24 protein-coding genes are annotated in these 26,050 nt (G+C 60.1%); 11 read left to right on the forward strand and 13 right to left on the reverse strand.

The annotated features are described in order from the left end of the window. Nucleotides 1-6 precede the first annotated feature (6 nt). A complete protein-coding gene (locus ACA054_RS00220) occupies nucleotides 7-1,797 on the forward strand; it encodes a KinB sensor domain-containing domain (RefSeq protein ID WP_497687684.1) in 1,791 nt (596 codons plus the stop codon). A gap of 7 nt (nucleotides 1,798-1,804) precedes the next feature. Here ACA054_RS00220 and ACA054_RS00225 read toward each other — a convergent pair whose 3' ends face one another. The 7 genes from ACA054_RS00225 to ACA054_RS00255 form a co-directional block, all read right to left on the reverse strand. After that, nucleotides 1,805-3,421, reverse strand: coding sequence for an EAL domain-containing protein (locus ACA054_RS00225; RefSeq protein WP_497687685.1), 1,617 nt, complete (start codon nucleotides 3,419-3,421; stop codon nucleotides 1,805-1,807). A 75-nt stretch (nucleotides 3,422-3,496) separates the two neighbouring features. Beyond that, nucleotides 3,497-4,276 carry an N-acetylmuramoyl-L-alanine amidase gene (locus ACA054_RS00230; RefSeq protein ID WP_497687686.1) on the reverse strand — a complete coding sequence of 260 codons (780 nt, stop codon included), beginning with the start codon at nucleotides 4,274-4,276 and terminating at the stop codon, nucleotides 3,497-3,499. Nucleotides 4,277-4,378: 102 nt separating this feature from the next. Next, nucleotides 4,379-6,370: a GGDEF domain-containing protein gene (locus ACA054_RS00235; RefSeq protein WP_497687687.1), complete on the reverse strand. Its 1,992-nt coding sequence runs from the start codon at nucleotides 6,368-6,370 to the stop codon at nucleotides 4,379-4,381. After that, complete coding sequence (locus tag ACA054_RS00240) at nucleotides 6,367-7,245, reverse strand: endonuclease/exonuclease/phosphatase family protein (RefSeq protein WP_497687688.1); 879 nt, start codon at nucleotides 7,243-7,245, stop codon at nucleotides 6,367-6,369. The genes ACA054_RS00235 and ACA054_RS00240 overlap by 4 nt, the downstream gene beginning before the upstream one ends. A gap of 12 nt (nucleotides 7,246-7,257) precedes the next feature. Then, the gene (locus ACA054_RS00245) at nucleotides 7,258-7,899 is read right to left on the reverse strand and encodes a thiol:disulfide interchange protein DsbA/DsbL (RefSeq protein ID WP_497687689.1); all 642 of its coding nucleotides are present in this window, start codon (nucleotides 7,897-7,899) and stop codon (nucleotides 7,258-7,260) included. A gap of 198 nt (nucleotides 7,900-8,097) precedes the next feature. Beyond that, nucleotides 8,098-8,727 (reverse strand): c-type cytochrome, encoded by a 630-nt coding sequence (locus tag ACA054_RS00250; RefSeq protein ID WP_497687690.1) that lies wholly within the window; start codon nucleotides 8,725-8,727, stop codon nucleotides 8,098-8,100. Nucleotides 8,728-8,770: 43 nt separating this feature from the next. Next, entirely contained in the window at nucleotides 8,771-9,061 is a 291-nt protein-coding gene (locus tag ACA054_RS00255) for a c-type cytochrome (protein ID WP_497687691.1), read from the reverse strand. A 191-nt stretch (nucleotides 9,062-9,252) separates the two neighbouring features. Here ACA054_RS00255 and yihA point away from each other — a divergent pair, with 191 nt between their 5' ends. Further along, nucleotides 9,253-9,897: a ribosome biogenesis GTP-binding protein YihA/YsxC gene (gene yihA / locus ACA054_RS00260; RefSeq protein ID WP_046818665.1), complete on the forward strand. Its 645-nt coding sequence runs from the start codon at nucleotides 9,253-9,255 to the stop codon at nucleotides 9,895-9,897. 336 nt (nucleotides 9,898-10,233) lie between these two features. Here the strand turns inward: yihA and polA are convergent, their stop codons facing one another. Beyond that, nucleotides 10,234-13,041, reverse strand: coding sequence for a DNA polymerase I (polA, locus tag ACA054_RS00265; protein ID WP_497687692.1), 2,808 nt, complete (start codon nucleotides 13,039-13,041; stop codon nucleotides 10,234-10,236). Between the two features lie 74 nt (nucleotides 13,042-13,115). Here polA and ACA054_RS00270 point away from each other — a divergent pair, with 74 nt between their 5' ends. Next, the gene (locus ACA054_RS00270) at nucleotides 13,116-13,406 is read left to right on the forward strand and encodes a DUF2782 domain-containing protein (RefSeq protein WP_497687693.1); all 291 of its coding nucleotides are present in this window, start codon (nucleotides 13,116-13,118) and stop codon (nucleotides 13,404-13,406) included. Between the two features lie 59 nt (nucleotides 13,407-13,465). Beyond that, nucleotides 13,466-14,416 carry a homoserine kinase gene (locus ACA054_RS00275; RefSeq protein ID WP_497687694.1) on the forward strand — a complete coding sequence of 317 codons (951 nt, stop codon included), beginning with the start codon at nucleotides 13,466-13,468 and terminating at the stop codon, nucleotides 14,414-14,416. Between the two features lie 136 nt (nucleotides 14,417-14,552). On the opposite strand, the gene ACA054_RS00280 is transcribed toward ACA054_RS00275, so the two are convergent. Next, on the reverse strand, nucleotides 14,553-15,473 hold the full coding sequence (locus ACA054_RS00280) for a zinc ABC transporter substrate-binding protein (RefSeq protein ID WP_497687695.1): 921 nt from the start codon (nucleotides 15,471-15,473) through the stop codon (nucleotides 14,553-14,555). Between the two features lie 66 nt (nucleotides 15,474-15,539). On the opposite strand from ACA054_RS00280, the gene ACA054_RS00285 reads away from it, so the two are divergent. The 4 genes from ACA054_RS00285 to ACA054_RS00300 are packed head-to-tail and all read left to right on the forward strand — an operon-like array spanning nucleotide 15,540 to nucleotide 18,342. Beyond that, the gene (locus tag ACA054_RS00285; protein WP_497687696.1) at nucleotides 15,540-16,022 is read left to right on the forward strand and encodes a Fur family transcriptional regulator; all 483 of its coding nucleotides are present in this window, start codon (nucleotides 15,540-15,542) and stop codon (nucleotides 16,020-16,022) included. After that, on the forward strand, nucleotides 16,022-16,807 hold the full coding sequence (gene znuC / locus ACA054_RS00290) for a zinc ABC transporter ATP-binding protein ZnuC (protein ID WP_497687697.1): 786 nt from the start codon (nucleotides 16,022-16,024) through the stop codon (nucleotides 16,805-16,807). Before ACA054_RS00285 ends, znuC begins: the two co-directional genes overlap by 1 nt. Beyond that, entirely contained in the window at nucleotides 16,800-17,588 is a 789-nt protein-coding gene (gene znuB, locus ACA054_RS00295) for a zinc ABC transporter permease subunit ZnuB (RefSeq protein ID WP_497687698.1), read from the forward strand. Before znuC ends, znuB begins: the two co-directional genes overlap by 8 nt. Before the next feature lie 37 nt (nucleotides 17,589-17,625). Further along, on the forward strand, nucleotides 17,626-18,342 hold the full coding sequence (locus tag ACA054_RS00300; RefSeq protein WP_497687699.1) for a PA5502 family lipoprotein: 717 nt from the start codon (nucleotides 17,626-17,628) through the stop codon (nucleotides 18,340-18,342). A gap of 95 nt (nucleotides 18,343-18,437) precedes the next feature. Here ACA054_RS00300 and katE read toward each other — a convergent pair whose 3' ends face one another. Further along, nucleotides 18,438-20,597: a catalase HPII gene (gene katE / locus ACA054_RS00305; RefSeq protein ID WP_497690403.1), complete on the reverse strand. Its 2,160-nt coding sequence runs from the start codon at nucleotides 20,595-20,597 to the stop codon at nucleotides 18,438-18,440. Between the two features lie 189 nt (nucleotides 20,598-20,786). On the opposite strand from katE, the gene ACA054_RS00310 reads away from it, so the two are divergent. The 3 genes from ACA054_RS00310 to ACA054_RS00320 are packed head-to-tail and all read left to right on the forward strand — an operon-like array spanning nucleotide 20,787 to nucleotide 23,301. Then, on the forward strand, nucleotides 20,787-21,794 hold the full coding sequence (locus ACA054_RS00310) for a methionine ABC transporter ATP-binding protein (protein WP_497687700.1): 1,008 nt from the start codon (nucleotides 20,787-20,789) through the stop codon (nucleotides 21,792-21,794). After that, nucleotides 21,794-22,468 carry a methionine ABC transporter permease gene (locus ACA054_RS00315; protein WP_497687701.1) on the forward strand — a complete coding sequence of 225 codons (675 nt, stop codon included), beginning with the start codon at nucleotides 21,794-21,796 and terminating at the stop codon, nucleotides 22,466-22,468. The genes ACA054_RS00310 and ACA054_RS00315 overlap by 1 nt, the downstream gene beginning before the upstream one ends. A gap of 59 nt (nucleotides 22,469-22,527) precedes the next feature. After that, a complete protein-coding gene (locus ACA054_RS00320; RefSeq protein ID WP_497687702.1) occupies nucleotides 22,528-23,301 on the forward strand; it encodes a MetQ/NlpA family ABC transporter substrate-binding protein in 774 nt (257 codons plus the stop codon). Between the two features lie 156 nt (nucleotides 23,302-23,457). Here the strand turns inward: ACA054_RS00320 and ACA054_RS00325 are convergent, their stop codons facing one another. Genes ACA054_RS00325 through ACA054_RS00335 form a run of 3 tightly spaced genes read right to left on the reverse strand, consistent with a single transcriptional unit; the run spans nucleotide 23,458 to nucleotide 26,050 of the window. Continuing rightward, nucleotides 23,458-24,093, reverse strand: coding sequence for an SCO family protein (locus ACA054_RS00325; protein WP_497687703.1), 636 nt, complete (start codon nucleotides 24,091-24,093; stop codon nucleotides 23,458-23,460). Next, nucleotides 24,090-24,989: a heme o synthase gene (cyoE, locus tag ACA054_RS00330; RefSeq protein ID WP_497687704.1), complete on the reverse strand. Its 900-nt coding sequence runs from the start codon at nucleotides 24,987-24,989 to the stop codon at nucleotides 24,090-24,092. Before cyoE ends, ACA054_RS00325 begins: the two co-directional genes overlap by 4 nt. Further along, nucleotides 24,977-26,050: a COX15/CtaA family protein gene (locus ACA054_RS00335; protein ID WP_497687705.1), complete on the reverse strand. Its 1,074-nt coding sequence runs from the start codon at nucleotides 26,048-26,050 to the stop codon at nucleotides 24,977-24,979. Before ACA054_RS00335 ends, cyoE begins: the two co-directional genes overlap by 13 nt.

Below are 26,050 nucleotides of genomic sequence, written 5' to 3' on the forward strand. Positions count from 1 at the left end.
TCAGCGATGAAGCTGGCGATGAAGTTGCAAACTCGTCTTTTCCTCAGCATTTCCGCGCTGATCACTGTCGCATTGCTTGGGTTGCTGCTCGGTCTTGTCAGTGTGTTGCAGATGGCCGGGAGCCAGGAAGCGCTGGTGCGCAACAACTTCGTCACCCTGGATCTGGGGCTCAAGCTGCGACAGACGTTGGGCGATCAGTTGATCATCATGCTCAGCGATAAATCCGATCCGGCCGCCTTCGAAGCATCCAGGCAGCGTTACCTTGAACTGTTGGAGGAGGGGATTGCCCAGGAGCCGTCGGGTGAAAACCCAGAACACGGTTTCAAAAAGGCCAAGGCCGACTATCTGAACTTTATACGTGCGTATGAGGTGTCCGCTGATCCGACACGCGTGCTCAGCGGAAACGATGAGCTGACCGAAAAATTCAATGTGCTGCGCAATGGGTTGATTGTCGAACACAAGCGGGCGCTGGATGACATCAGCACCGTCGAACGCAGGGCGCGAGAGCGAGCGCTGCTGATCGCCGGGCTGCTTGGTTTGGTTGGGCTGGCGGTGTTGATCATCGGCTTCGTCACCGCGCACGCCATCGCCCGGCGTTTCGGTGAGCCCATCGAGGCCCTGGCGCAGGCAGCGGATCATATTGGCCAGGGTAATTTCGACGTCACGCTACCGGTGTCCTCGGCCGTGGAGCTGAATCAGCTCACCCGGCGCTTTGGCATCATGGCCGAGGCGCTCCGCGAACATCAGGCCACCAACGTCGATGAGCTGCTGGCGGGACAGCAGCGTTTGCAGGCGGTGCTCGACAGCATTGACGATGGCTTGCTGATGATCGATCGCCAGGGGCATCTGGAGCACCTCAACCCTGTAGCGCAGCGTCAGCTGGGCTGGGACACCGATCGACTCGGGCGAGGTTTGGGTGAGGCGCTGGAGCACCCCGAACTCGATGAACAACTGCAGCTGGTACTGCGTGGCGGTACGCTGGAACGTATGCCGGATGACCTGAATATCGAGGTCGATGGCGAGACGCGGTTGCTGACTTATAGCCTGACGCCGGTGATTCATACCCAAGGGCATATCCTCGGTGCGGTGATGGTGCTGCACGATGTGACTGAACAACGAGCCTTCGAACGGGTGCGTAGCGAGTTCGTCTTGCGCGCCTCCCATGAGCTGCGCACGCCCGTTACCGGCATGCACATGGCATTTGGCCTGTTTCGCGAGCGTGCGCATTTCCCGAAAGAATCCCGGGAAGCGGACTTGCTGGACACGGTAAACGAAGAAATGCAGCGGCTGATGCAGCTGATCAACGACTTGCTGAATTTCTCTCGCTACCAGAACGGCTTGCAGAAACTCACCCTGGCGCCATGCTCCATCGAGGATTTGCTGGAGCAAGCGCAGATTCGCTTTACCGACGGTGCGCAAGAGAAGGGCGTCGAGCTATTGGTAGAAGTCCAGGGACCCTTGCCACGGCTGCAAGCCGATCAGCCGCAATTGGACCGGGTGCTCGACAATCTGATCGATAATGCGCTGCGCCATACCACCACCGGCGGACTGATACGCCTGCAGGCCAGGCGCCATGGGGATCGGGTCATCATCAGCGTCGAAGATAATGGTGAAGGCATCGCCTATGGGCAACAGGGCCGGATCTTCGAGCCCTTTGTCCAGGTCGGCCGCAAGAAAGGCGGGGCCGGGCTCGGTCTGGCATTGTGCAAGGAAATCGTGCAGCTGCATGGTGGGCGGATGGGCGTTTACTCGCGACCGGGGCAGGGGACTCAGTTCTATATGACGTTGACGGTGTAAGCGCTTTTTACGCTTCGTCATCCAGGCGTCGACCGGCCAGTCGGCGACCTCGGGTTATCAGCTCAATGAACTGCACCGCACTCAGTGCATGAGCGAACAGCCAGCCCTGGCCGAACTTCACCCCCTCACTGCTCAGGAGCTTCGCCTGGGCTTCATGCTCGATACCCTCGGCAATCACCTTCAAGTGCAGTGACTGGGCCATGTGAATGATATGCGGGGCGACACCGCTGCTCGCCGCGTCATGGCCCAGCGCATCGATGAAAGCCTTGTCGATCTTGAGGCAATCCACCGGCAGGGTTTGCAGGTAGGCGAGGCTGCAATAGCCGGTGCCAAAGTCATCGATCAGTACCTGATGCCCGACATCCCGCAACGCTTGCAGGTTTTCCCGGGCCACCACCACATCGATCAGTCCGCGTTCGGTGACTTCGAAGGCAATCTGCTTGGCCGCGACCCGGTGCAGGGTCAACAGGCGCGCCATCACTTGGCCGATCCGCGGGATCATGACATCGCAGGCGGCCAGGTTGACCGAGATGTACAGCTGCGGATTGGCCCGCAGCAGTTGCCCCAACTGCTCAAGCAGGCGTTGGAGGACAAAGTCGGTCATCTGGCGGATCTGCCCGGTGTTCTCTGCCATCGGGATGAACAGGTCGGGACTGGTCAGGGTGCCATCCGGCCGTCGCCAGCGCAGCAAGGCCTCGGCCCCAACGCAGTTGCGGCTGTCGAGGTCGAAAATCGGTTGATACAGCACCTGCAACTCACCTCGGCGGATGGCGCCAGTCAGTTCAGCGTCCAGTGACTGACGCTGACGCACCAGCAAAAACACCAGAAAGCCCACGCACAGTGCCAATAGCAGGCAGGCGGGCAGCAACCACCACCACACGGGCGGTATATGCGTGCCACTGCGCGGGGTGATCAGTACCAGTTGGTATTCCGGGTTGTCGGTAGGCATGCGGTAAATCAAGCGTGTCTGGGTGACTTGCAGCGCATCGCGGCTTTTCGGCGGCCAGTGTCCGCTCTTCGGTGGCCAGGCTTGTGCGACGCCCAGTACCGGAATCGCCCGGGCGCCGTGGTCCAGTACCACCAGCAAGCTGCTTCCTGGCGACAGATCGACCATGTCGGTCAAATGGCCGCGAGACGTCGCGACCCGGAAGTTGCCGCGTCCAAGCATCAGGGCGGCACGGTTTTCATCGGGCTCGGTGGTGGTGTTCAACCAGTAGCTGTAGGTGGGGCCATTGATGTCCGGTGGGCGTATCAGTGACAAACCTTCCTGGCGCGGACGGTTGGAGCAGATTCGCGAGGCGTCCATGTAGGCCGCCTCATAGACGAAGCGATAATTGAAGCTGACTTGCTGCAGGGTCGCGATCATGTCGTCATCGCAGCTACGCAGCGGCTGGGCTTCCAGGTCATCAAGGCTTTCGCGCAATTGCCCGAACAGTTGCTCCAGTCGAGCGAGAAAGCGTTCACCCTGGGCGTTCATTTCCCAGCTTTCGTTTTGCTCAACCTGGTGAATGGCGACAAAGTAGCTGCCGGCCATCATCAACGTAGCGCTCAAGACAGCAGCCAGCATCGCCAGAAACCAAGGGCGATAGAACCAACTGCGGAGTGTCTCTCGAGCAATAGTCATTATGGAATATCCGACGGATTACCAATGAGTTATAGCTGCTGTTTGAGAAACGTGCTGACCGTCGGGCGATCGTCATTATTTTGTCTGAATTAAAACCTGAAGCAGCGCTGCCGTTTGTGCGTCCGGAGTACCGTCATAACGCGACGGTCGGAAATGCATCTGGAAGGCCGCCAGCACGTGGCGGGTAGCGACGTCCAGTTCGCCGGTTTGCGGCGTATCATAACCGGCGCGTGCCAGTTGTGCCTGGAACCAGCTGATGCTCGGCAGCTGTGTTTCGAACCGGGTTTGCTGGCGGGCTACGGCTTGCTCGTTCGGCCATATGCCGATCCCTTGCTCGGCCAGGCGTTTCCAGGGGAACAGAGGGCCCGGATCAAGCTTGCGCAAGGGGGCGATGTCGCTATGGCCGACAATGTTGCGAGGGCTGATTGCGTAGCGCTGGCTGATGTCCTTGAGCAGGACGATCAGGGACTGCACCTGCGCTTCGGTATAGGGATACCACAGGCGCCCGGTCGGGGTGTCCTTGAAGCCTGGATTGACGATTTCGATGCCGAGGGAGCTGGAGTTCATCCAGGTCCGGCCTTGCCATTGGCTTTCCCCGGCGTGCCAGGACCGCAGGTTTTCATCCATCAGCTTGTAGATGGTCGCGTTCTTGTCATCGCCAACCAGGTAGTGGCTGCTGACGTCGCCGTGGGTCAGCAGTTGCAGCGAGCGCTCCAGCGAGGCCGAGGTGTAGTGGAGCACGACGAACTGAATACGACTGTCGTGATTGGCCGAAGCATGGCTGGTGTCGTAGCGGGGACCGCTGGCACAACCGGCCAACAGGATCAGCGACACGATGAGAGCAAGATATTTCATGGGGAAGCCAACACGCTAGAGACAGTAATGCAACAGTGTAACGTACTGTCTTGTGCGTGTTGGGCCATCGCAACGATTTGAATAAAATGAAGCAACAAGCCTTCAGCCCAGCTCCACCCGGTTGCGCCCGGCGTTTTTTGCGCGGTAAAGCGCCTGATCGGCTCTTTTCAGCACCACATCGCTGTGCTCGCCGGGCCTGAATGCCGCCAGGCCTATGGAGAGGGTGACGGTCACCGGTTCACCCCTGAAGTGAAAAGGGCAGGCTTCGATAGAGGCGCGTAGGGTCTCTAGGAGTTTCATGCCGTTCGCCGGGACTGTGGACGGCATCAGCAGGACAAACTCCTCGCCGCCAAACCGCGCAATGAAATCCGTTGCGCGCAGGCGCTTGCGCAGCACACTGGCAATGATTTTCAGGACTTTGTCGCCCGCCAGGTGCCCGTAATTATCATTGATACGCTTGAAGTGATCGAGGTCGAGCATGGCCAGCATCAGCGTGTTGCCGTGCTGCTGCCATTGGCCGATCTCATACTCCAGGCGCTCGCTCCAGGCCGCGCGGTTGGGCAGGCTGGTCAGCGGGTCGATCAAGGCTTTCTGGCGTTGCTCTTCGAGGTGCTCGCGAAAGCCCTGGGCTTCCTGTTCCATGTGGGCAACCCGTTCGGCCAGGCTGTGCAGGCGGGCCGCCACCTCCTGCTCGCGCTCGTCGCGCTGCTGGCGGTGCTGGTCCATGGTGCCGAGCAAGCCTTCCAGATGGTTTTCCAGCACGTGCTTGAGATCATCCAGGTCCGCTGCTTCCTGCACGCTGCTCTGCAAACCGTCGACCTGTTCGCGAATCTGCGTGTCCATTGCATGTGCGGCGGATCGGCTGTCGGCATGGCCGGCGCTGGCGGCCTGCAGGTTGCTCTGGAACGATTCCAGGCGTTCGTTGAGCCGTTGCAGATAGGCTTCGAATTCGTGTTGGCCACCGTCGGAAATTGCCAGCATCAAGGTGGCTAGATCGTCGAGAATCGGCAGTAACTCGTACCAGTTCAGGCCATTTTTCAGACGTTCACGCATTGATTCGGCTTGTGGACGATGACGCTCGGGTACCGTCAGGTCGTCAAGCAAGCCCAACAAGGTGTCTTCGATGTGTTTGGCCACCGAGCTGTAGGACGGTTCGGGCGAGTCGGGCAGGGCGTAGAGCATGTCTTGCTCGGGCTGCTGCGGATCGATGGCAGCCAAAACCTGGGCCATGGGCGAGGGCAGCGGCAGGGTGTCTAGCAGCACCACCGGGCTCAATTCGTCGGGATTGACTGCCGGTTCAGCCTGGGTGGTGGGTGTGACGGCAGGTGCGGATGGTATCTCGGATTGCTGCGAATCGGCTCCGACCATCACTTCGGCAGGCGGGGCGGGCGCTGGCTGCGGCTCAAGGGCTGGCGCAACAGCAGCAGGCCGGGTTGCATCCGGTATGTCCCGGATCTGCTGCGGCACGGTGTCGGCAATGACTGGCTGGGTCGCGACCACAGGCGCCAAAACGGTTTCGCCCGTCTGCGCGACAATTGCCAGCTCTGCGGGGGCGGGCGCCTCATCGGCGTCACGATGACCGAACAGCCGTTGCAACAGTCCCGGGCGTTCGGGTTCCCCCGGGCTCTCCAGCTGGCTGAGGGCCTTGCTTTGCAGTCCGCTCAGCTCGCCGAGCAGCAACGGGATCTCGCGCGCCTGGCTAACGCGACTATCCAGTTGTTTGGCGAAGTGCTTGAGGGGACGGCTCACTTCCCGGGGCAGCGGCAATGTTTGCAGCTGCGTGACCAGGGCGGTGAGTGCGGCGCTGGTCTGGTTGACCCGGGTTTCCCGACGCTGCTCGGAGTCGAGTACGGCTTTTTCCAGGCGTGGCAGCAGGGCGGCGAGTCCGGCGTCCATGTCGTCGGTGCGCACGACTTCGCGCATCTCCTTCATGCATTGGTCAACGACGCGGTCGGTGCCTTCTGCTGCCAGCGTGCTGCGCACCAGGCCCCGGCGCAACAGGTCGAGCCGGGCATCCCAGCGACGTTCGAGCTTTTCCTGTTGTTCGATGCTTTGGAGGTATTTCTCTTTCCAGCGCTGTGCTTCGTCGCTCATTCATGGGATCCGCGGGGGGCAGGACTCAACGCGGGCAATGCATCGGCCGTGAGCGAACCCGGCAGACGAATCTCTACCGCGACCGGCAGGTGATCGGAAATGGGTTGCGCCAGCACTTCGACCTTTTCAAGGGTCAGGCTCGGGCTCAGCAGAATATGGTCCAGGCAGCGCTGCGGGCGCCAGCTGGGGAATGTCGCATCCAGTTGCGGGGCCAGCAGGCCGAGGTCGCGCAACGGGGAGTTTTGCAGCAGGTCACTGGCATGGGTGTTCATGTCACCCATCAATACCTGGTGTTTGTAGCCACCAATCAGCTCGCGGATGTAAGCCAGCTGCAGGCTGCGGGCACGAGCGCCCAGTGCCAGGTGCATCATGACCACCACCAGCGCTTCCGGGCCTTCGCCGAAGCGCACCAGAATCGCGCCGCGACCCTTCGGCCCTGGCAACGGATGGTCCTCGATCGCCCACGGGCGCAGGCGACTGAGCACACCGTTGCTGTGCTGGCCCAGGCGACCGAGATTGCGATTGAGTTGTTGATACCAGTAGGGAAAGGCGCCGAGCTGGGCCAGGTGTTCGACTTGGTTGACGTAGCCTGAGCGCAGGCTGCCGCCATCGGCTTCCTGCAGGGCGACCAGGTCGAAGTCGCCCAGCAGATTGCCGATCTTTTGCAGATTGTCGGCACGCCCGGTGTGCGGCAACAGATGTTGCCAGCCCCGGGTCAGGTAATGCCGATACCGCTCGGTGCTGATACCGACCTGGATATTGAAGCTGAGCAAGCGCAGACGGCTGTCTGCGGGCAGGCCCGTCGATTCCAGATGATGCTCGTTGACCCGCGGATCATGCAGGCCAACGATGCGATCGGTTCCCCAGCGGCGCATGGCTGGCGCCTCTTAGTTGGCGGCAGCCTTGTTAGCCGCTCGCTCTTGGTCGACCAGTTTATCGGCCAGTTGCAGGGCTTGCTCGGCACCGCCGGCCGAACCTACGTCAAAACGATACTTGCCGTTGACGACCATAGTCGGCACACCAGAGATTTCATATTTCTTTGCAAGTTCTTTGGCTTTGTTGATCTGGCCCTTGATGGCGAAGGAGTCAAAGGTAGCCAGGAACTTGTCCTTGTCGACGCCCTGGGTGGCCAGGAAGTCCGCCATGTCATTCTTGTCGGTGAGTTTCTTGTGCTCTTTCTGAATGGCTTCGAACACTGCGGCGTGGACCTTTTGCTCGACGCCCATGGCTTCGAGGGTCAGGAACATCTGGCCGTGCGCATCCCATGGGCCGCCGAACATGGCCGGAATACGCACGAAGTTCACGTCGGAAGGCAGCTTTTCAACCCATGGGTTGATCACGGGTTCAAAGGCGTAGCAGTGCGGGCAGCCATACCAGAACAGCTCCACCACTTCGATCTTGCCAGGCACGGCGACCGGCACCGGATTGCTCAGCTCGACATAAGGTGCGGCGGGGGCTTCAGCGGCTTGGGCAGTCATGCCGAACAGGCTGGCAGCGGCAAAAACGGCGCTGATGATCAGATTACGCATGCTTTACTCCTGGACAAATTTTATCGCCTCGCGGACCTGATTTCAGACAGGTCATGGCGGGCTGAGTTCTGTAGTGTAACGGCAGCGGCCACAAAAAAGGGCGGCCAAAGCCACCCTTTTTATACTTGCTGTGACGGATTAATCGAGCGTTAACGTCGCAAGAGTTATACGCCTTGCGCAACGCCCGATGTATCGGTCTTAGTGCAGGCCCTGGATGTAGCTGGACACTGCGGCGATGTCTTCGTCACTCAGCTTTTTGGCAATGCTCTGCATCGGTTTGGTATCGCCGTCGTTATTGCGACCACCTTCTTCCTTGCGGAAGTCGGTCAGTTGCTTGGCGACATATTGAGCGTGTTGGCCGCCCAGGTGCGGGAAGCCGGCGGCTGCGTTGCCGGTGCCGTTTGGCGAGTGGCAGCCGGTGCACGATGGCAAGCCCTTGGCCAGATCGCCGCCGCGGAACAGTGCTTCACCGCGGGACACGACTTTCGGGTCGGCGGCGCCGACACTGCCCTTCTGACTGGCGAAGTAGGCGGAGATGTCCGCCAGATCCTGGTCGCTCAGGTTGGTCAGCAGGCCAGTCATTTCCAGAACGGTGCGCTTGCCCGACTTGATGTCGTGCAACTGCTTGGTCAGGTAGCGTTCACCCTGGCCTGCCAGTTTTGGAAAATTAGGTGCCATGCTGTTGCCATCCGGGCCATGACAGGCGCCACACACGGCGGCTTTTGCCTGGCCTGCGGCGGCGTCACCAGGTTTGACTGGCTCACCTGCAGCATGGGCAATGCCGGAGATCCCCACGGTCAACAGCAGACTCACGATCAATTTGTTCATCAGCTAATCCAACTACGGCTAAGGGTTAAGTTATGGACCGGGTTTACTCGCTCATCCAGTGGATGATGGCTTGGTAATCCTCGGCACTGCAGTCCATGCACAAACCACGCGGCGGCATCGCCTTGAAACCCTGGGTCACGTGTTGCACCAGCGTCTCCATACCTTTCGCCAACCTCGGCGTCCAAGCTTCCTGATCGCCCTTGCGGGGCGCCATGGGTAGTTGGCCGGAATGACAGGCACCACAAACACGGTTGTACACAGCTTCCGGATCCTGTGTAGCCTGAGCGCTGTAAAGCGGCATCAAGACTCCGGCAGCTAGCAGCCAGTTCGTCATAAAACGACCTTTTCAGGGTTGAGAGCGATCTGCGTTCTAGTGCGCAATCAAGGTCTGTCGCTCTCGTGAACTTCATCCTGCGACGGGACAAAGCGCACACAAAATCTGCGGCATTATATACTGGCGTCACTGAAACGGAAGCGACACTGCTTGCCGCACCCATTCCTGGCGCCGCCCACATCGGAAATCCCATGCAACTCAAGAATCCCATCCTCGGTCTGTGCCAACAGTCCACCTTCATGCTCAGCGCCGCCAAAGTCGACCAATGTCCGGATGACGAGGGCTTTGAAGTCGCCTTCGCCGGGCGTTCCAACGCCGGCAAGTCCAGTGCTCTCAACACCCTGACGCATGCCAGCCTGGCGCGCACCTCTAAAACGCCGGGGCGCACGCAACTGTTGAACTTCTTCAAGCTAGACGATGAACGCCGTCTGGTCGACCTGCCGGGCTACGGTTATGCAAAAGTGCCGATCCCGCTCAAGCAACACTGGCAGCGTCACTTGGAAGCCTACCTGGGTGGTCGAGAGAGTTTGAAAGGTCTGATCCTGATGATGGACATCCGTCACCCGATGACCGACTTCGACCTGCTGATGCTCGATTGGGCCGTCGCAGCCGGCATGCCGATGCACATTTTGCTGACCAAGGCGGACAAGCTGACCTACGGCGCGGCCAAGAACACGCTGCTCAAGGTGCAGTCGGAAATCCGCAAGGGTTGGGGCGATGCCGTGACGATCCAGTTGTTTTCTGCGCCGAAACGCATGGGCCTGGAAGACGCCTACACTGTATTGGCAGGCTGGATGGAACTGGCGGACAAGGGCGCCGAAGAAGTCACCGGATAAGTGTGTAAAAAACTGTCTGAGGTGCGGTCAGGCCCACACGGCATGATCGCAGCAGGCGGTTTTCGACAGGCAAAAAAAACCCCGGACTTCTATGGGGAGGGGGAAGTTCCGGGGTTCAAGTTCTAGACCGCTAGGGCGGGGTCCAGATATCTGCCAACACTTAACACAACATAGGAGCATCGAAGGGCTTCACCAGCCATTCAGTAAATCTGAGTGGCCGTGGCCAGATTAGTTCAGTTTATTTTCAGATGCGTTGGAATAACCCCAAGAACCTTTCGGACTAAGCAGCCCTCGAGCGGTCTGCCGCGGCATCATGCCGCAGCAGAGTCTGGCGACTCAGTGAGCCTCATCCCAGTTATTGCCCACCCCGACCTCGACCAGCAGTGGCACATCCAGTTTCGCCGCACCGCTCATGTGCAGGCGAATCTCATCGCTGACGTGTTCGACCAGGTCCTCGCGCACCTCCAGTACCAATTCATCGTGGACCTGCAGGATGACCTTGGCGTCCAGGCCCGACGAGGCCAGCCAGTCATCCACGGCGACCATGGCTTTCTTGATGATGTCGGCCGCTGTGCCTTGCATCGGCGCGTTGATTGCCGTGCGTTCGGCGGCGGCACGCTCCTGGGGCTTGTTGGAATTGATCTCCGGCAGGTACAGCCGCCGCCCGAAGAACGTTTCCACGTAGCCTTGATCCGCGGCCTGGGCGCGGGTGCGGTCCATGTACTCACGAACGCCGGGGTAACGGGCAAAGTAGGTATCGATATAGGCCTTGGCCGTCTTGGTATCGACGCCGATGTCCTTGCCGAGTTTCTGCGCACCCATGCCGTAGATCAGGCCGAAGTTGATCGCCTTGGCGCTGCGCCGCTGGTCGGAGGTGACCTGGTTCAACTCGACCTTGAAAACTTCGGCAGCGGTTGCGGTGTGCACGTCCAGGTTATTGCGGAACGCATTCATCAGGCCTTCATCGCGAGACAGGTGCGCCATGATCCGCAGTTCGATCTGCGAATAGTCCGCTGCCAGCAGCTTGTAACCGGTCGGTGCGACGAAGGCTTGGCGGATACGCCGCCCTTCCGCGGTGCGCACCGGGATGTTCTGCAGGTTCGGGTCGCTGGAAGAGAGTCGCCCGGTGGATGCCACGGCCTGGTGATAGGAGGTGTGAATGCGCCCGGTGCGCGGGTTGATCTGTTCCGGCAGACGGTCGGTGTAGGTGCTTTTGAGCTTGCTCATGGAGCGATATTCCATGAGCACCTTGGGCAGTCGATAGTCGTCCTCGGCCAGCTTGGCCAGCACTTCTTCGGCGGTGGAGGGTTGGCCCTTGGCGGTCTTCTTCAGCACCGGCAGACCGAGCTTTTCGTAGAGGATGACGCCGAGCTGCTTGGGTGAGCCCAGGTTGAATTCCTCACCGGCAATCTCGAAGGCTTCGCGCTCCAGCGCCACCATCTTGTCGCCAAGTTCGATGCTTTGCACGCCCAGCAGTGCGGCATCCACGAACGCGCCTTGGCGTTCGATACGTGCGAGCACCGGTACCAAGGGCATTTCGATGTCAGTCAGCACGCTGGCCAGGGTCGGGATGGCGGCCAGCTTCTCGAACAAGGCCTGGTGCAAGCGCAAGGTGATGTCCGCGTCTTCGGCGGCATAAGGGCCGGCCTGCTCCAGCGCGATTTGATCGAACGTCAGCTGCTTCACGCCTTTGCCGGCGATGTCCTGGAAGCTAACGGTGGTGTGATCCAGGTACTTCAGCGCCAGGCTGTCCATGTCGTGACGGGTGGCCGTGGAGTTGAGCACATAGGACTCGAGCATGGTGTCGAAGGCAATGCCGCGCACCGTGATGCCGTTCTTCTGGTCACCGCCGATGGAGCAGTTGGCCAGGATATTCAGATCAAACTTGGCGTGCTGGCCGACCTTGAGCTTGTCCGGATCTTCCAGGGTCGGCTTGAGGGCGCGCAAGACGGTGTCGCGATCCAGCTGCTGTGGCACGCCGATGTACGAGTGAGTCAGCGGAATGTAAGCCGCTTCGTTGGCCTGCACGGCGAAAGACAGGCCCACCAATTGCGCCTGCTGCGCGTCGATGCCGGTGGTTTCGGTATCGAAGGCAAACAGTTTGGCGTTGCCGAGTTTTTCCAGCCAGACGTCAAATCGCGCTTGATCAAGGATGGTTTCATAGCGTGTTTCAGTGCTTGGCTCGGCGGCTTCGGCCTCGACGGCGCTGAACAGATCGACTGTCGGTTCAGGCTCGGCGGCGGCGCTGCTCAGCTCAAGGCGTTTGGCGTCACGCTGCAGGTCGTTCATCCAGCTCTTGAATTCGAGCAGGCTATACAGCTCGGCGAGCTTGTCGTGATCCTCAGGACCCATTTGCAAGTCGTCGAGGCCAATGTCCAGCGGCACATCGACCTTGATGGTCGCCAGTTGATAGGAGAGGAACGCCATCTCCTTGTGCTCTTCGAGCTTGGCCGGCAGGGTCTTGGCACCGCGGATCGGCAGGGTCGGGACGATGTCGAGCTGCGCGTAGAGCTCGGTCAGGCCGCCATTCACGCCGACCAGGAGGCCGGAAGCGGTCTTTGGACCAATGCCTGGAACGCCTGGAATGTTGTCGGAAGAATCGCCCATGAGTGCCAGATAATCGATGATCTGCTCGGGAGCGACGCCGAATTTCTCCTTCACGCCCTCTACGTCCATGCTGCTACCGGTCATGGTATTGACCAAGGTAATGTGACCGTCGACCAGTTGCGCCATGTCCTTGTCGCCGGTGGAGATGACCACCGGGCGATCGGCCGCCGCGCTGCTGCGGGCCAGCGTGCCGATCACGTCATCGGCCTCGACGCCTTCGACGCACAACAGCGGGAAGCCCAGGGCGATCACGCTTTGATGCAGGGGCTCGATCTGCACGCGCATGTCGTCGGGCATGCTCGGACGGTTGGCCTTGTATTCGGCGTACATGTCATCGCGAAATGTCCCACCCTTGGCGTCGAACACCACAGCGAAGGGACTGTCCGGGTACTGCTTGCGCAGACTCTTGAGCATGTTCAACACGCCCTTGACGGCGCCGGTGGGCAGGCCTTTGGACGTGGTCAGCGGTGGCAGTGCGTGAAAGGCGCGGTACAGGTAAGAAGAACCGTCCACCAGGACGAGGGGGGCTTGGCTCATGAGCAGGATCAACCTTTTCGGCGGGTCCGGCGCTAGAATAGCGGGACCGTTGACGACAAAGGGACAAGGTTATCATGCGCACACTAAATCGCCTGTTGCTGGCTGGCTTGTTTACAACCGTTCCACTGTCCGTCATGGCGGCGGATGATGCGCCGACACCGGAGCCTGAAGTCACGATTCGCACGGAGGGCGATAAAACCATCCAGGAATACCGCCAGAACGGTTTCCTGTATGCGATCAAGGTTACGCCGAAGGGTGCGCCGCCGTATTTTCTGGTGCGCGCGGACGGGACCGATGCGAACTTCATCCGCTCGGATCAGCCGGATATGCTGATACCGTCGTGGAAGATCTTTGAGTGGAAGTAGTTTCTTAATTTCAATCGGCGTTGGCTCCAGAGCAGCGCCTCGTACTGGCAGTTTTAATCATGTCTGTGTTTACCCCCTTGGCTCGGCCCGAGCTGGAAGCTTTTCTCGCCCCTTATGGCCTCGGCCGCCTGCTTGATTTCCAGGGGATTGCCGCCGGTAGCGAAAACACCAATTTTTTTATCAGCCTGGAGCAGGGCGAATTCGTCCTGACCCTGGTCGAGCGCGGCCCGGTCCAGGAGATGCCGTTCTTCATTGAATTGCTCGACGTGCTGCACCAGGCAGACCTGCCGGTGCCTTACGCCCTGCGTACCACCGACGGCGTGGCCCTGCGCGAACTGGCCGGCAAGCCTGCGCTGTTGCAACCGCGCCTGGCCGGCAAGCACATCAAGCAGGCTAACGCGCAGCATTGCGCCCAGGTGGGTGAGTTGTTGGCTCACCTGCACCTGGCGACCCAGGCCAACATGATCAAGCGCAAGACCGATCGTGGCCTGGACTGGATGCTGGAAGAAGGCACGCAGTTTCTCTCGCACTTGAAACCGCAGCAGAAGGATCTGTTGCAACGGGCACTGGAAGAAATCACCGAGCAGAAAGAGAAAATTCTGGCGTTGCCACGCGCCAACATCCACGCCGACTTGTTCCGCGATAACGCGATGTTCGAAGGCACGCACCTGACCGGGCTGATTGATTTCTACAACGCCTGCTCGGGGCCAATGCTCTACGACGTGGCGATTGCCTTGAACGACTGGTGTTCCGACGATGACGGCTTGATCGACGGCCCACGGGCGCGGGCGTTGCTGGGGGCTTATGCCGCGTTGCGTCCATTCACTGCGGCCGAGGCCGAGCTGTGGCCGACCATGCTGCGGGTGGCGTGCGTGCGCTTCTGGTTGTCACGCTTGATCGCGGCGGAGTCTTTTGCCGGGCAGGACGTGTTGATCCACGATCCGATGGAGTTTGAGCTGCGGTTGGCGCAGCGGCAGAAGGTTAATACACCGTTGCCGTTCGCCCTTTAAACCGCCAGCCGGATCAAGCCTGGATACATTCCCTGTGGGAGCGAGCTTGCTCGCGATAGCGGTGGAACAGTCGACATAAATGTTGAATGTCCCGACCCAATCGCGAGCAAGCTCGCTCCCACAGGTTTTGTGTTGGCTACAACGACTCCAGACACCCCGCCAGATCATTTCCCAACTTCTCCAGCACCTGCTCATACCCCTGAGCCGTCGCCGGCGTATACCCGCCCAGCGCATCCAGCTCCGCCAGTTTCACCGGTAAACCGGATACCAGGGTTTCCGCCAGGCGTGGGCGCAGCGGTGGTTCGCTGAATACGCAGGTCTTGCCGATTTCCTGCAACCGCGCGCGCATTGCCGCAACATGCTGGGCGCCGGGCTGTACTTCGGCTGCGACACTGAACACGCCGGCGTGCTTCAGGCCGTAGGCGTCTTCGAAGTAGTCGAACGCTTCGTGGAACACGAAGTAAGGTTTGCCTTCGACACCTACCAGACGTTTTTTCAGGCGCGCATCTAGCGCATCGAGGCGCTCGTCAAATGCCTTGAGGTTGCTCTGGTAGCGCGCCGCGTTGACCGAGTCGGCTGTAATCAAATCCGCAGCCATTTTCGCCGCGATAACCCGGGCGTTGGCCGGCGATAGCCACAAATGCGCATCCAGGGTACCTGGGCGGTGATCGTGGTCATGTTCGTCGGCTTCTTCAGCGTGAGAGTGATTATCTTCGGCGAAATGTCGCAGTTTCAGGCCGGGAAGGTCCTGCACCGCAACGCTCGGCAAGGTACGACCATTGAGCACCCGCGGCATGAAACCTTCCATGTCCGGCCCGATCCAGTACAGCAGATCCACCGATTGCACCTTCCGTACGTCGGATGGGCGCAAGGCATAGTTATGCGGTGAGGCGCCGGGTGGCAGTAAGACTTCCGGGATCGCCACGCCGTCCTGCACAGCAGCGGCGATCAGCTGTAGCGGTTTGATGCTGGTGAGGACCTTGACCTCGGCTTGCGCCGAACCGATCAGCAGAAAACTTGCGAAAATTGCGACAAAGATGGAAAAAAGTCGGGACACGATGACCACTCGAAGAGGCGAGAACGGGTAACATAATAACGTCTCTCACAAAACTCGTCGCCGCTCATGCCTAAAACACCGATAGCCAGCCGTCCCCACGACCACTCTCATTGCGTTCACAGCGCTTTGTCTGAGGCCGATGCCTTGTGCGCACGCCAGGGCTTGCGCCTGACCGCGTTGCGTCGGCGGGTGCTGGAACTGGTGTGGCAAAGCCACAAACCGCTGGGGGCCTACGACATTCTAGCGGTCCTCAGTGAGCAGGACGGTCGCCGGGCCGCGCCACCAACGGTTTACCGCGCGCTGGACTTCCTGCTGGAAAACGGCCTGGTACACCGTATCTCCTCGCTCAATGCCTTCATCGGCTGCAATCACCCGGCGCACGCCCACCAAGGACAGTTCCTGATCTGCCGTGAATGCCACGCCGCTATCGAACTCGAACAGAAATCCATCAGCGACGCGATCATCGCCAGCGCCAAGGACGTCGGGTTTGTCGTCGAAGGCCAGACCGTTGAAGTGATCGGTCTCTGTTCGGGTTGCCAGGAGGCTTGATGAGCAACGCGCTGATCCGCCTCGAGCAGGTTGCCGTCACGTTTGCCGGGCAACCTGTGCTGGATAACATCGAACTGAGCGTCGAGCCAGGGCAGATCGTGACCCTGATCGGCCCGAATGGCGCCGGCAAGACCACCTTGGTGCGCGCCGTACTCGGCCTGTTGAAACCCGACAGCGGCAGCGTCTGGCGCAAGCCGAAACTGCGGGTCGGTTACATGCCGCAAAAGCTGCATGTCGATCCGACCCTGCCGCTCTCGGTGCTGCGCTTCTTGCGCCTGGTACCGGGAGTGGACCGTGCGATGGCCTTGGCCGCGCTCAAGGAAGTCGGCGCCGAGCAAGTGATCGATAGCCCCGTGCAAAGTGTTTCCGGCGGTGAAATGCAGCGCGTTCTGCTGGCCCGGGCTTTGTTGCGTGAGCCTGAGTTGCTGGTGCTCGACGAACCGGTACAAGGTGTCGACGTGGCCGGTCAGGCCGAACTCTATAGCCTGATCACCCGCCTGCGGGACCGTCACGGCTGCGGTGTGTTGATGGTTTCCCACGATCTGCACTTGGTGATGAGCACCACCGACCAGGTGGTTTGCCTGAATCGCCATGTCTGCTGCTCCGGCCACCCCGAGCAGGTCAGCGGTGATCCGGCATTTGTCGAACTGTTCGGAAAAAACGCACAAAGCCTGGCGATATATCACCACCACCACGACCACGCCCACGATTTGCACGGCTCGGTGGTCAAGGCGCCCCCATCGGGCCATAACCATGTTCACGGAGATAGCTGCAAGCATGGCTGATTTTCTGCTCTACGCCCTGCTTGCAGGTTTGGCTCTGGCGGTTGTGGCGGGCCCCTTGGGTTCCTTCGTGGTCTGGCGGCGCATGGCCTATTTTGGCGACACCCTGTCCCACGCGGCATTGCTGGGCGTGGCGTTGGGCTTTCTGCTCGATGTCAGTCCGGCTGTTGCAGTCACCGTCGGCTGCTTGCTGTTGGCGGTGTTGCTGGTGACCTTGCAACAGCGTCAGCCGCTGGCCTCCGACACGCTTTTGGGAATTCTTGCACCCAGCACTCTCTCTTTAGGCCTGGTGGTACTAAGCTTCATGCACGAAGTGCGGATCGACCTGATGGCCTATCTGTTCGGTGACTTGCTGGCGATCAGTCCGACCGATCTGGCGTGGATCCTCGGTGGTAGCGCCGCGGTGCTGGCGTTGTTGGTGACGTTGTGGCGACCATTGCTGGCAATCACTGTGCACGAAGAGTTGGCGAGGGTCGAAGGGCTGCCGGTGGCGGGGTTGCGCCTGGCACTGATGCTGTTGATCGCCGTGGTGATTGCCGTGGCAATGAAAATCGTCGGTGTGTTGCTGATCACCTCGTTGTTGATCATTCCGGCCGCTGCGGCACAACGTCACGCCCGCTCACCGGAGCAGATGGCACTGGGCGCCAGCCTGCTGGGCATACTCGCCGTGTGTGGGGGGCTGGCGCTGTCCTGGTTCAAGGACACCCCGGCGGGCCCGTCTATTGTAGTGACGGCCGCCGCGCTGTTTCTGCTGAGTTTTGTTCTGCCCCGTCGAGGGGTGTAGACTTGCTCGTTTTTTGCGCAAATAGAGAGTCGCAGGAATGAAGTCGTTCGCCTCCCGTTATCTGCTCCTTGTCGCATTTTCTTTGCTGCTGGGCGCTTGCCAAAGCACGCCACCGGCAGCCACCGAGGCCACGGATGCGCGGGCCACGGCCATTGCACAGCTGGAACAAAGCCTGGCCAGCAGCGAGCTGGCGACGGCCGAGGGTCAATTGGCGGCGTTGCAGGCCGAGTCACCCAACGATCAATCCCTTGAGCAATACCAGCGTCAACTGGCGGAAGCGTATCTGCTGCGTAGCCAGATCGTCCTGCAAAAAGGTGACGTGAACGCTGCCGCCACCGCCTTGAGCCGTGCCCGCGCGCTGATGCCCAAGGCTCCGGCACTGACCGGCGGGGTCAATGGCGCCATCGCCCAGGCTCGCAAGGCTGAACTGGAAAAAGCCGAAGCGGCGCTCAAGGCTGCCGAAGCCCAGCCTAAAGCCAAGGTCATCGACCTGACGGCCGAGAGCACCACGGTTGCATTGAATATCAACGATATGGCTAAACTTCGGCGCCAACTGGATGCTATCGCCGCCGATGTGGTGAATTTTCAGTGTGATGTGAGCATCCAGGCACCGCGTACCGACGATTACCCTTGGTTGGCAAACTTACTGACCAAGCGGGTGAAAAAGCTTGATCCGCAGTTTGATCTGAATCTGGAGCGGCAGATTATTCGCAGCGTTCCGGCGCAGATGGTTCTCAGTCCTCGCAAATCTTAAAAAGCTTCGCGAGCAGGCTCGCTCCCACAAGGATCACGCTGAACTTGTGGGAGCGAGCCTGCTCGCGAAGAGGTCACTCCTGTCGATACAACACTTCAGGCCGGAATTCCCTTAGCCTTAGGCTCCCTATCCCAAACCCGATGCTGCGCGATCGCCGCAAAAAACGGCTTGGCCAACTTGCCATCCGCGCCCACGATCAAACCTGCATCAACCTCCAGTTTCAACACATCCAGCAACTGCTTCGCCTCGCCGTGCAGCGTGATCGCTTTCAAGTGTTTGTAGGCTTCGAGCAGATAATGCAATGCCACGCCGTCCGTGCTCAGCGCCTTGATCGAGGCCGCTCCACCCGGCACGAACACCGCGTCGAACGCAATGGACGGCATGCCCTCCATTGATGCATCCACCGGCAGCATTTTGCCGTCAGCGGTCGTGACCGGTGCCGAGGTAGGACCGAGCAATTTGGCGTGAGCACCTTCGGCTTCCAGCGCTTTTTTCATCGCATCGACCGCATCGCCATCGACGCCGTTGGCCGCGAGAATCGCCACTTTTCGGGTTTTGATATCGCCCGGCAGCAAGTTGGCCTGGCTCAGGGCCGGCGAACGATCCAGAGAGATCTTCGGCACGTCGACCGTTCCGGCTTTTGGTGCTGGCAGGCCAAGGTTATGCGCCACGCGCTTGGCCAACTCCAGATCGATGTTGGCCAGGATCTCGTTCACCTCACGCGCGCGGATGAATTCCCGTTCGACCTTGCCCAACTCAAAGCTGTACGCCGAAATGATGTGCTCCTGCTCGTGCTTGCTCATGCTGTGGAAAAACAGCCGGGCCTGGGAGAAGTGGTCGCTGAAAGACTCGCTGCGCTGACGAATCTTGTTGGCGTCGATGCGCTCCGGATAACTCTCGAAGCCGCCGTCTTGTGCGGCAGCTGGCGTCTCTTTCGGCCAACCGCCGTCGATGGAATTCGGTTCGTAGGACGTGCGCCCCCTGTCGATAGTGGTGCGATGCAACGCATCACGCTGGCCGTTGTGGAACGGTGCTACCGGACGGTTGATTGGAATTTCGTGAAAGTTCGGCCCACCGAGTCGGCTGATCTGCGTGTCGGTGTAGGAAAACAGCCGACCTTGCAGCAGCGGATCATTGGAGAAATCGATCCCGGGCACGATATGCCCCGGGCAGAAAGCAACCTGCTCGATTTCGGCAAAGAAGTTGTCCGGGTTGCGGTTGAGCGTCATTTTCCCCAGTGGCGTAATGGGAACGAGCTCTTCAGGAATCAACTTGGTGGGGTCGAGGATGTCGAAATCAAAGGCGTGTTCGTTTTCCTCCTCGATGACCTGTACGCCGAGTTCCCATTCCGGGTAGTCCCCCATCTCGATGGCTTCCCAGAGATCGCGGCGGTGATAATCGGTGTCTTTACCCGCCAGTTTCTGCGCTTCATCCCACACCAGCGAGCAGGTCCCGGCGGCCGGGCGCCAGTGGAATTTGACGAAGCGCGATTTTCCTTCGGCGTTGATCAAGCGGAAGGTATGCACGCCGAAGCCTTGCATGCTGCGCAGGCTTTTCGGGATGGCCCGGTCGGACATGGCCCAGATCACCATATGGGCTGATTCGGGTTGCAGTGAGACAAAGTCCCAAAACGTATCGTGGGCCGAGCCGCCAGTAGGGATTTCGTTGTGAGGCTCGGGTTTTACCGCGTGGACAAAGTCGGGAAACTTGATGGCGTCCTGGATGAAAAACACCGGCATGTTGTTGCCCACCAGATCGAAGTTGCCTTCATCGGTGAAAAACTTCACGGCGAAACCTCGTACGTCCCGCACGGTATCGCCAGAACCACGGGGCCCCTGCACTGTAGAAAAACGCACGAATACCGGCGTTTTCTGCGCCGGATCTTGCAGGAAACCGGCCTTGGTCAGTACGGAGTGGTTCTCGTAAGACTGGAAGAAACCATGGGCACCGGTACCGCGGGCATGCACGATGCGCTCGGGGATGCGCTCATGGTCAAAGTGCGTGATTTTCTCACGCATGATGAAATCTTCCAGCAGCGACGGCCCACGGGCGCCGGCTTTCAAGGTGTTCTGGTTGTCTGCCACCTTCACGCCTTGATTGGTACGCAAGGCCTGACCTGTGGCGTCTGAGCGGAATTTTTCCAGGCTATCGAGCTTGGTGTTGGTGTTGCTGCGGTCCAGGGTATCGGTCCCGGCCAATGCGCTCTTTGGGGCGGCAGGCTTCTTGGTGCTCATCAGGCATGACTCCTCGGGAATTTTTTCGAGTGGCCTAATTAGTGACTGATGGTGTTTTGCGCCGTTCCCTTTATCTGACCTTTGATCGCGTTATTGCCAAATGACTGGTCGAATGCGAAATAAATGCTAAGAACTACTATACGGACAGGCTAAAATGCGCGCCCGGCTAACCGCTGATCCTTTTCTAACGCGCCCCACAAGGTTCGCTACGTGATCGAGTTTCAAAACGTCCATAAAACCTACCGCGTCGCCGGTAAGGATATCCCCGCCCTGCATCCGACCAGTCTGACGATAGAGAATGGTCAGGTCTTTGGTCTGATCGGCCATTCCGGTGCGGGAAAAAGTACTCTGCTACGTCTGATCAATCGCCTGGAAAACTCCAGCGGCGGCAAGATCATCGTGGACGGCGAAGAAGTCACGGCGCTCGACGCCAACGGCCTGCGCCGTTTCCGTCAGCAGGTCGGGATGATCTTCCAGCACTTCAACTTGCTGGCGTCCAAGACCGTTGCCGACAACGTTGCGCTGCCGCTGACACTGGCGGGTGAAATGTCCCGCGCCGAGATCGACCAGCGTGTCGCCGAATTGCTGGCGCGGGTGGGTTTGTCCGACCACGCCAACAAGTACCCGGCGCAATTGTCCGGCGGGCAAAAACAGCGCGTCGGCATTGCCCGCGCGCTGGCGACCAAGCCGAAAATCCTGCTGTGCGATGAAGCCACCAGCGCCCTCGACCCGCAAACCACGGCGTCAGTCCTGCAATTGCTGGCCGAGATCAATCGTGAGCTGAAGCTGACCATCGTGCTGATCACCCATGAAATGGACGTAATTCGCCGGGTCTGCGACCAGGTCGGTGTGATGGACGCGGGTGTGATCGTCGAGCAAGGTTCGGTGGCCGAGGTGTTCCTGCATCCCAAGCACCCGACTACCAAGCGCTTCGTACAAGAAGACGAGCAGATCGACGAAAGCGAACAGCGTTACGACTTCGCTCACGTGCCAGGCCGCATTGTGCGTCTGACCTTCCAGGGCGAAGCGACCTACGCGCCGCTGCTGGGTACCGTCGCTCGTGAAACCGGTGTGGACTACAGCATCCTGGCCGGTCGTATCGACCGCATCAAGGACATCCCTTACGGGCAACTGACCCTGGCCGTGACCGGCGGTGACATGGAAGCGGCTTTCGCCCGCTTCACCGCGGCCGACGTCCACATGGAGGTGCTGCGCTAATGGAAGCCCTGACAAGTTTCTTCGCCAACATCGACTGGTTCGAAATCTGGCTGGCCACCGTCGATACCTTGCTGATGCTCGGTGGTTCGCTGTTGTTCACCGTGTTGCTGGGTCTGCCGCTGGGCGTGCTGCTGTTCCTCTGCAGCCCGCGTCAGTTGCTGGAAGCCAAAGGCGTCTACGCGATGTTGTCCCTGGTGGTAAACATTCTGCGTTCGCTGCCGTTCATTATTCTGTTGATCGTGATGATTCCGTTCACCGTGTTGATCACCGGCACTTCCCTGGGGGTCGCCGGCGCGATCCCGCCGCTGGTGGTAGGTGCCACGCCGTTCTTCGCACGACTGGTTGAAACCGCCCTGCGCGAGGTGGATCGCGGCATCATTGAAGCGACCCAGGCCATGGGCGCGACGACGCGGCAGATCATCACCAATGCCTTGCTGCCCGAAGCCCGTCCGGGCATCTTCGCGGCTATTACGGTGACAGCCATTACTCTGGTGTCCTACACGGCGATGGCCGGTGTGGTCGGTGCCGGTGGTTTGGGTGACCTGGCGATCCGGTTCGGTTACCAGCGTTTCCAGACCGATGTAATGGTGGTCACCGTGGTGCTGCTGCTGGTGCTGGTTCAGGTATTGCAAACCGTCGGCGACAAATTGGTCGTCCACTTTTCCCGTAAGTAAGAAATGAGCCGGCCATTCGCTGGCAGGTGCCAAACGGGCACCCACATGGAGTTAGCTGAATGAAAAAAATACTCGTCGCATTCGCTGCCGTTGCAGCCTTTTCCGCCCACGCCGCCGACACCCTGACTGTCGCCGCGACCCCGGTTCCGCACGCGGAAATCCTCGAATTCGTTAAACCGGCCCTGGCCAAGGAAGGCGTGGACCTGAAGGTCAAGGTCTTCACTGACTACATCCAGCCAAACGTGCAGGTCGCGGAAAAGCGCCTGGACGCCAACTTCTTCCAGCACCAGCCGTACCTGGCTGAATTCAACAAGGCCAAGGGCACCAACCTGGTCTCGGTTGCCGGCGTGCACCTGGAGCCACTGGGCGCTTACTCCAGCAAGTACAAGACCCTGGAAGAGCTGCCAAGCACCGCCACCGTGGTGATCCCGAACGACGCCACCAACGGCGGCCGTGCGCTGCTGCTGCTGGCCAAGGCCGGTGTGATCAAGTTGCAGGATTCGAACAACATCCTGTCGACGGTCAAGGACATTACCGAGAACCCGAAGAACCTGAAATTCCGTGAGCTGGAAGCCGCGACCATCCCGCGCGTGCTGACCCAGGTCGACCTGGCGCTGATCAACACCAACTACGCGCTGGAAGCCAAGCTCGATCCGTCCAAGGACGCGCTGGTCATCGAAGGCAGCGACTCGCCGTATGTGAACATCCTTGTTGCCCGTCCGGACGACAAGGACAGCGAAGCGATGAAGAAACTGGTTGCCGCGCTGCACAGCCCGGAAGTGAAAGCCTTCATTCTCGAGAAGTACAAAGGCGCGGTAGTGCCGGCGTTCTGATCTGAAGCTTTAACGAAAAATGGGGCGCATTGAATGCGCCCCATTTTTTTATGCCTGAAACACCGTCCCCTTGTAGGAGCCAGGCTTGCCGGCGAAGGCGACCTCACCGGCCCCTTCGCCGGCAAGCCTGGCTCCTACTGAAAGGGATGGTGGTGTTTATTGGCGGCTAAGCATCACCGGCAACTGCGCCACCAGCTTCACATTGTTCAATGGCGCGCGAATGAACCCACGCTGCGTCCCGTCCGGGCCGATGACCGCCAGGTTGCCGCTGTGGTCAACGGTATAGTTCGGCTTGCTGGTATCGGCCGGAATGAACGGAATGCTCACGGCATTGGCGACTTTTTGTAGATCTTCAATTGAGCTCGCCGTCAGGCCGACAAACTGCGGATCGAAGTAACCCAGGTACTGCTTGAGCTGCTTGGGTGTATCGCGGTTCGGATCGACACTGACCAGCACGATCTGCAACTTGTCCACCGCCTCGGGCGGTAGCTCACTCTTGATCTGGCGCAGTTGGGCGAGGGTGGTTGGGCAGATGTCCGGGCAGAAGGTATAGCCAAAGAACAGCAGCGACCACTTGCCTTTGAGTTCGTTGATCGCCACCGGCTTGCCGTCCTGGTCGGTCATCGTCACGCTTGGCAGATTGCGGCTTTGCGGCAGCAGAATGATGCCGGCGTCGATCAGCGCCGTCGGATCGCCCTGGCCTTTGCCGGTGAGCACTTTGTTGATGGTCAGGCCCAGGACCAGCGCGATCAGGGCGACAAGGATGAAGACGGTTTTCTGGGTTCGAGTCATAGGTTCAACAATAAGTAGTGGTCAACGAGCAGGGCGATGAACAGCAGGAACAAGTAGTAAATAGAGTACTTGAAGGTGTTGATCGCCGCGTGCGGCCGAGTGCCACGGTACAGCACCACGGCCCATTGCAGGAATCTGGCGCCAAGACCGATGGCGCAGATCAGGTAGAGCAGGCCGCTCATGTGGATCACGTAGGGCATCAGGCTTACGGCCAGCAGCGCGCAGGTGTAAAGCAGGATGTGGATTTTGGTGTAGTGCTCGCCGTGGGTTACCGGCAGCATCGGGATGTCGGCCTTGGCATATTCCTCCTTGCGATGGATCGCCAGCGCCCAGAAGTGCGGCGGGGTCCATGCGAAGATAATTAATACCAGCAGCAGCGGTTCGGCGCTGACGTGGCCGGTTGCCGCGGTCCAGCCGAGCAGCGGCGGAGCGGCACCGGCCAGGCCTCCGATGACGATATTCTGCGGCGTCGCGCGCTTGAGGAAACCGGTGTAGACCACTGCGTAGCCGAGCAAGGAGGCTAGGGTCAGCCATGCGGTCAGCGGATTGGTGAAGGCCAGCAACAAGGCCTGACCGAGCAGTGCCAGCACCAGGGCAAAGGTCAGTGCCGCAGCCGGAGACACCCGGCCTTCGGCCAGCGGCCGCTTGTGGGTGCGTGCCATGACCGCATCGATCCGTCGATCCACCACATGGTTGACCGCTGCCGCACCGCCCGCACACAAGGCAATGCCCAGGTTGCCGAACACCAGCACGGTCCATGGCACTCCGGCGCGCGTCGCGAGGAACATCCCCACCAGCGAAGTGATGAGCATCAGCACCACCACTTTCGGTTTGGTCAGTTCCAGGTAGTCACGCCAGATCGCCTGGCTGTGACGCTCGCCGATTAGAATCGCCATGGCATCTCTCCTTTTATTGTTATGGGCCCGGCTGAGTGTTTACGCGGGCTGAAGCGCCAGCGTGTCGGTTGCTTGACCCGAACCAGGCTGGTTCGGGCGTGGTAATTGACCAGCACCATCGTCAGCAACAGCGCTGCGCCCCCGGCGTTGTGGGCGACGGCAATCGGCAGCGGCAGATGCAACAGCACGTTGCTGATGCCCAGGGTGATTTGCGCCGCGAGGACGATCAGCACCAATCCCGCGAGCCGCGTCATACCGACGACTTTCAGTTGCCAAGCGAGGCCGAGCGATACGAGGGTCACCAGTAATGCGCCGATGCGATGCGTCAGGTGAATCGCGGTGCGGGCATCGCTGTCCAGTTGTCCACCGAGGTAGTTGGGGCCGATGTGTTGGGTCAGGTGAAAACCATTGGCGAAGTCCGCCGGCGGCAGCCATTGACCATGACAGGTCGGAAAGTCGATGCAGGCCACGGCGGCGTAGTTGGAGCTGACCCAGCCACCCAGGGCGATTTGTGCGATCACTAGCAACAGCCCGGCCGTCGCCCAGTACTGCAGGCGTCGCGGCACCGTCAGCGCGGGTAGCACGCCGGACAGGCGCAAGGTCAGCAGAAACAGCAGGCTCAGGGTCGCAAAGCCGCCAAGCAGATGCCCGGTGACCACCTGCGGCCAGAGCTTGAGTGTCACCGTCCACATGCCGAACGCCGCTTGGGCGATCACCACCGCCAGCAGGAACAACGGCAGCTTCACCGGTTGTCCTGGATGCCGGCGATGGACCCAGGCACGCCCGGCCAGCACCGAGATCAGCAGCCCCAGCGTGCCGGCGAAGTAGCGGTGGATCATCTCGTTCCAGCCTTTATGGGCTTCTACAGGCGTGTCTGGAAAATGCAATTCGGCATGGGCCAGTTGCGCTTCGCTTTTCGGCACGCTGATAAAGCCGTAGCAGCCCGGCCAGTCCGGGCAGCCCAGGCCTGCGTGGGTCAGGCGGGTATAAGCACCGAGCAACACCACAATCAGTGCCAGCAAGGTGGCAAACAGCGCGAGGCGAAATCCAGGCTTGGCCAT

Source organism: Pseudomonas sp. LBUM1653 (assembly GCF_059716115.1).

What these genes read in the sequence shown, in the direction of transcription:
- yihA (WP_046818665.1), top strand. Translation starts at nt 9,253, where the DNA reads ATGCAACTCAAGAATCCCATCCTCGGTCTGTGCCAACAGTCCACCTTC.
- cyoE (WP_497687704.1), bottom strand. Translation starts at nt 24,989, where the DNA reads ATGGCGATTCTAATCGGCGAGCGTCACAGCCAGGCGATCTGGCGTGAC.
- ACA054_RS00255 (WP_497687691.1), bottom strand. Translation starts at nt 9,061, where the DNA reads ATGACGAACTGGCTGCTAGCTGCCGGAGTCTTGATGCCGCTTTACAGC.
- ACA054_RS00275 (WP_497687694.1), top strand. Translation starts at nt 13,466, where the DNA reads ATGTCTGTGTTTACCCCCTTGGCTCGGCCCGAGCTGGAAGCTTTTCTC.
- znuB (WP_497687698.1), top strand. Translation starts at nt 16,800, where the DNA reads ATGGCTGATTTTCTGCTCTACGCCCTGCTTGCAGGTTTGGCTCTGGCG.
- ACA054_RS00225 (WP_497687685.1), bottom strand. Translation starts at nt 3,421, where the DNA reads ATGACTATTGCTCGAGAGACACTCCGCAGTTGGTTCTATCGCCCTTGG.
- ACA054_RS00235 (WP_497687687.1), bottom strand. Translation starts at nt 6,370, where the DNA reads ATGAGCGACGAAGCACAGCGCTGGAAAGAGAAATACCTCCAAAGCATC.
- ACA054_RS00270 (WP_497687693.1), top strand. Translation starts at nt 13,116, where the DNA reads ATGCGCACACTAAATCGCCTGTTGCTGGCTGGCTTGTTTACAACCGTT.
- ACA054_RS00335 (WP_497687705.1), bottom strand. Translation starts at nt 26,050, where the DNA reads ATGGCCAAGCCTGGATTTCGCCTCGCGCTGTTTGCCACCTTGCTGGCA.
- ACA054_RS00230 (WP_497687686.1), bottom strand. Translation starts at nt 4,276, where the DNA reads ATGAAATATCTTGCTCTCATCGTGTCGCTGATCCTGTTGGCCGGTTGT.
- ACA054_RS00300 (WP_497687699.1), top strand. Translation starts at nt 17,626, where the DNA reads ATGAAGTCGTTCGCCTCCCGTTATCTGCTCCTTGTCGCATTTTCTTTG.
- ACA054_RS00240 (WP_497687688.1), bottom strand. Translation starts at nt 7,245, where the DNA reads ATGCGCCGCTGGGGAACCGATCGCATCGTTGGCCTGCATGATCCGCGG.
- ACA054_RS00320 (WP_497687702.1), top strand. Translation starts at nt 22,528, where the DNA reads ATGAAAAAAATACTCGTCGCATTCGCTGCCGTTGCAGCCTTTTCCGCC.
- ACA054_RS00315 (WP_497687701.1), top strand. Translation starts at nt 21,794, where the DNA reads ATGGAAGCCCTGACAAGTTTCTTCGCCAACATCGACTGGTTCGAAATC.
- znuC (WP_497687697.1), top strand. Translation starts at nt 16,022, where the DNA reads ATGAGCAACGCGCTGATCCGCCTCGAGCAGGTTGCCGTCACGTTTGCC.
- ACA054_RS00250 (WP_497687690.1), bottom strand. Translation starts at nt 8,727, where the DNA reads ATGAACAAATTGATCGTGAGTCTGCTGTTGACCGTGGGGATCTCCGGC.
- polA (WP_497687692.1), bottom strand. Translation starts at nt 13,041, where the DNA reads ATGAGCCAAGCCCCCCTCGTCCTGGTGGACGGTTCTTCTTACCTGTAC.
- ACA054_RS00285 (WP_497687696.1), top strand. Translation starts at nt 15,540, where the DNA reads ATGCCTAAAACACCGATAGCCAGCCGTCCCCACGACCACTCTCATTGC.
- ACA054_RS00220 (WP_497687684.1), top strand. Translation starts at nt 7, where the DNA reads ATGAAGCTGGCGATGAAGTTGCAAACTCGTCTTTTCCTCAGCATTTCC.
- ACA054_RS00325 (WP_497687703.1), bottom strand. Translation starts at nt 24,093, where the DNA reads ATGACTCGAACCCAGAAAACCGTCTTCATCCTTGTCGCCCTGATCGCG.
- ACA054_RS00245 (WP_497687689.1), bottom strand. Translation starts at nt 7,899, where the DNA reads ATGCGTAATCTGATCATCAGCGCCGTTTTTGCCGCTGCCAGCCTGTTC.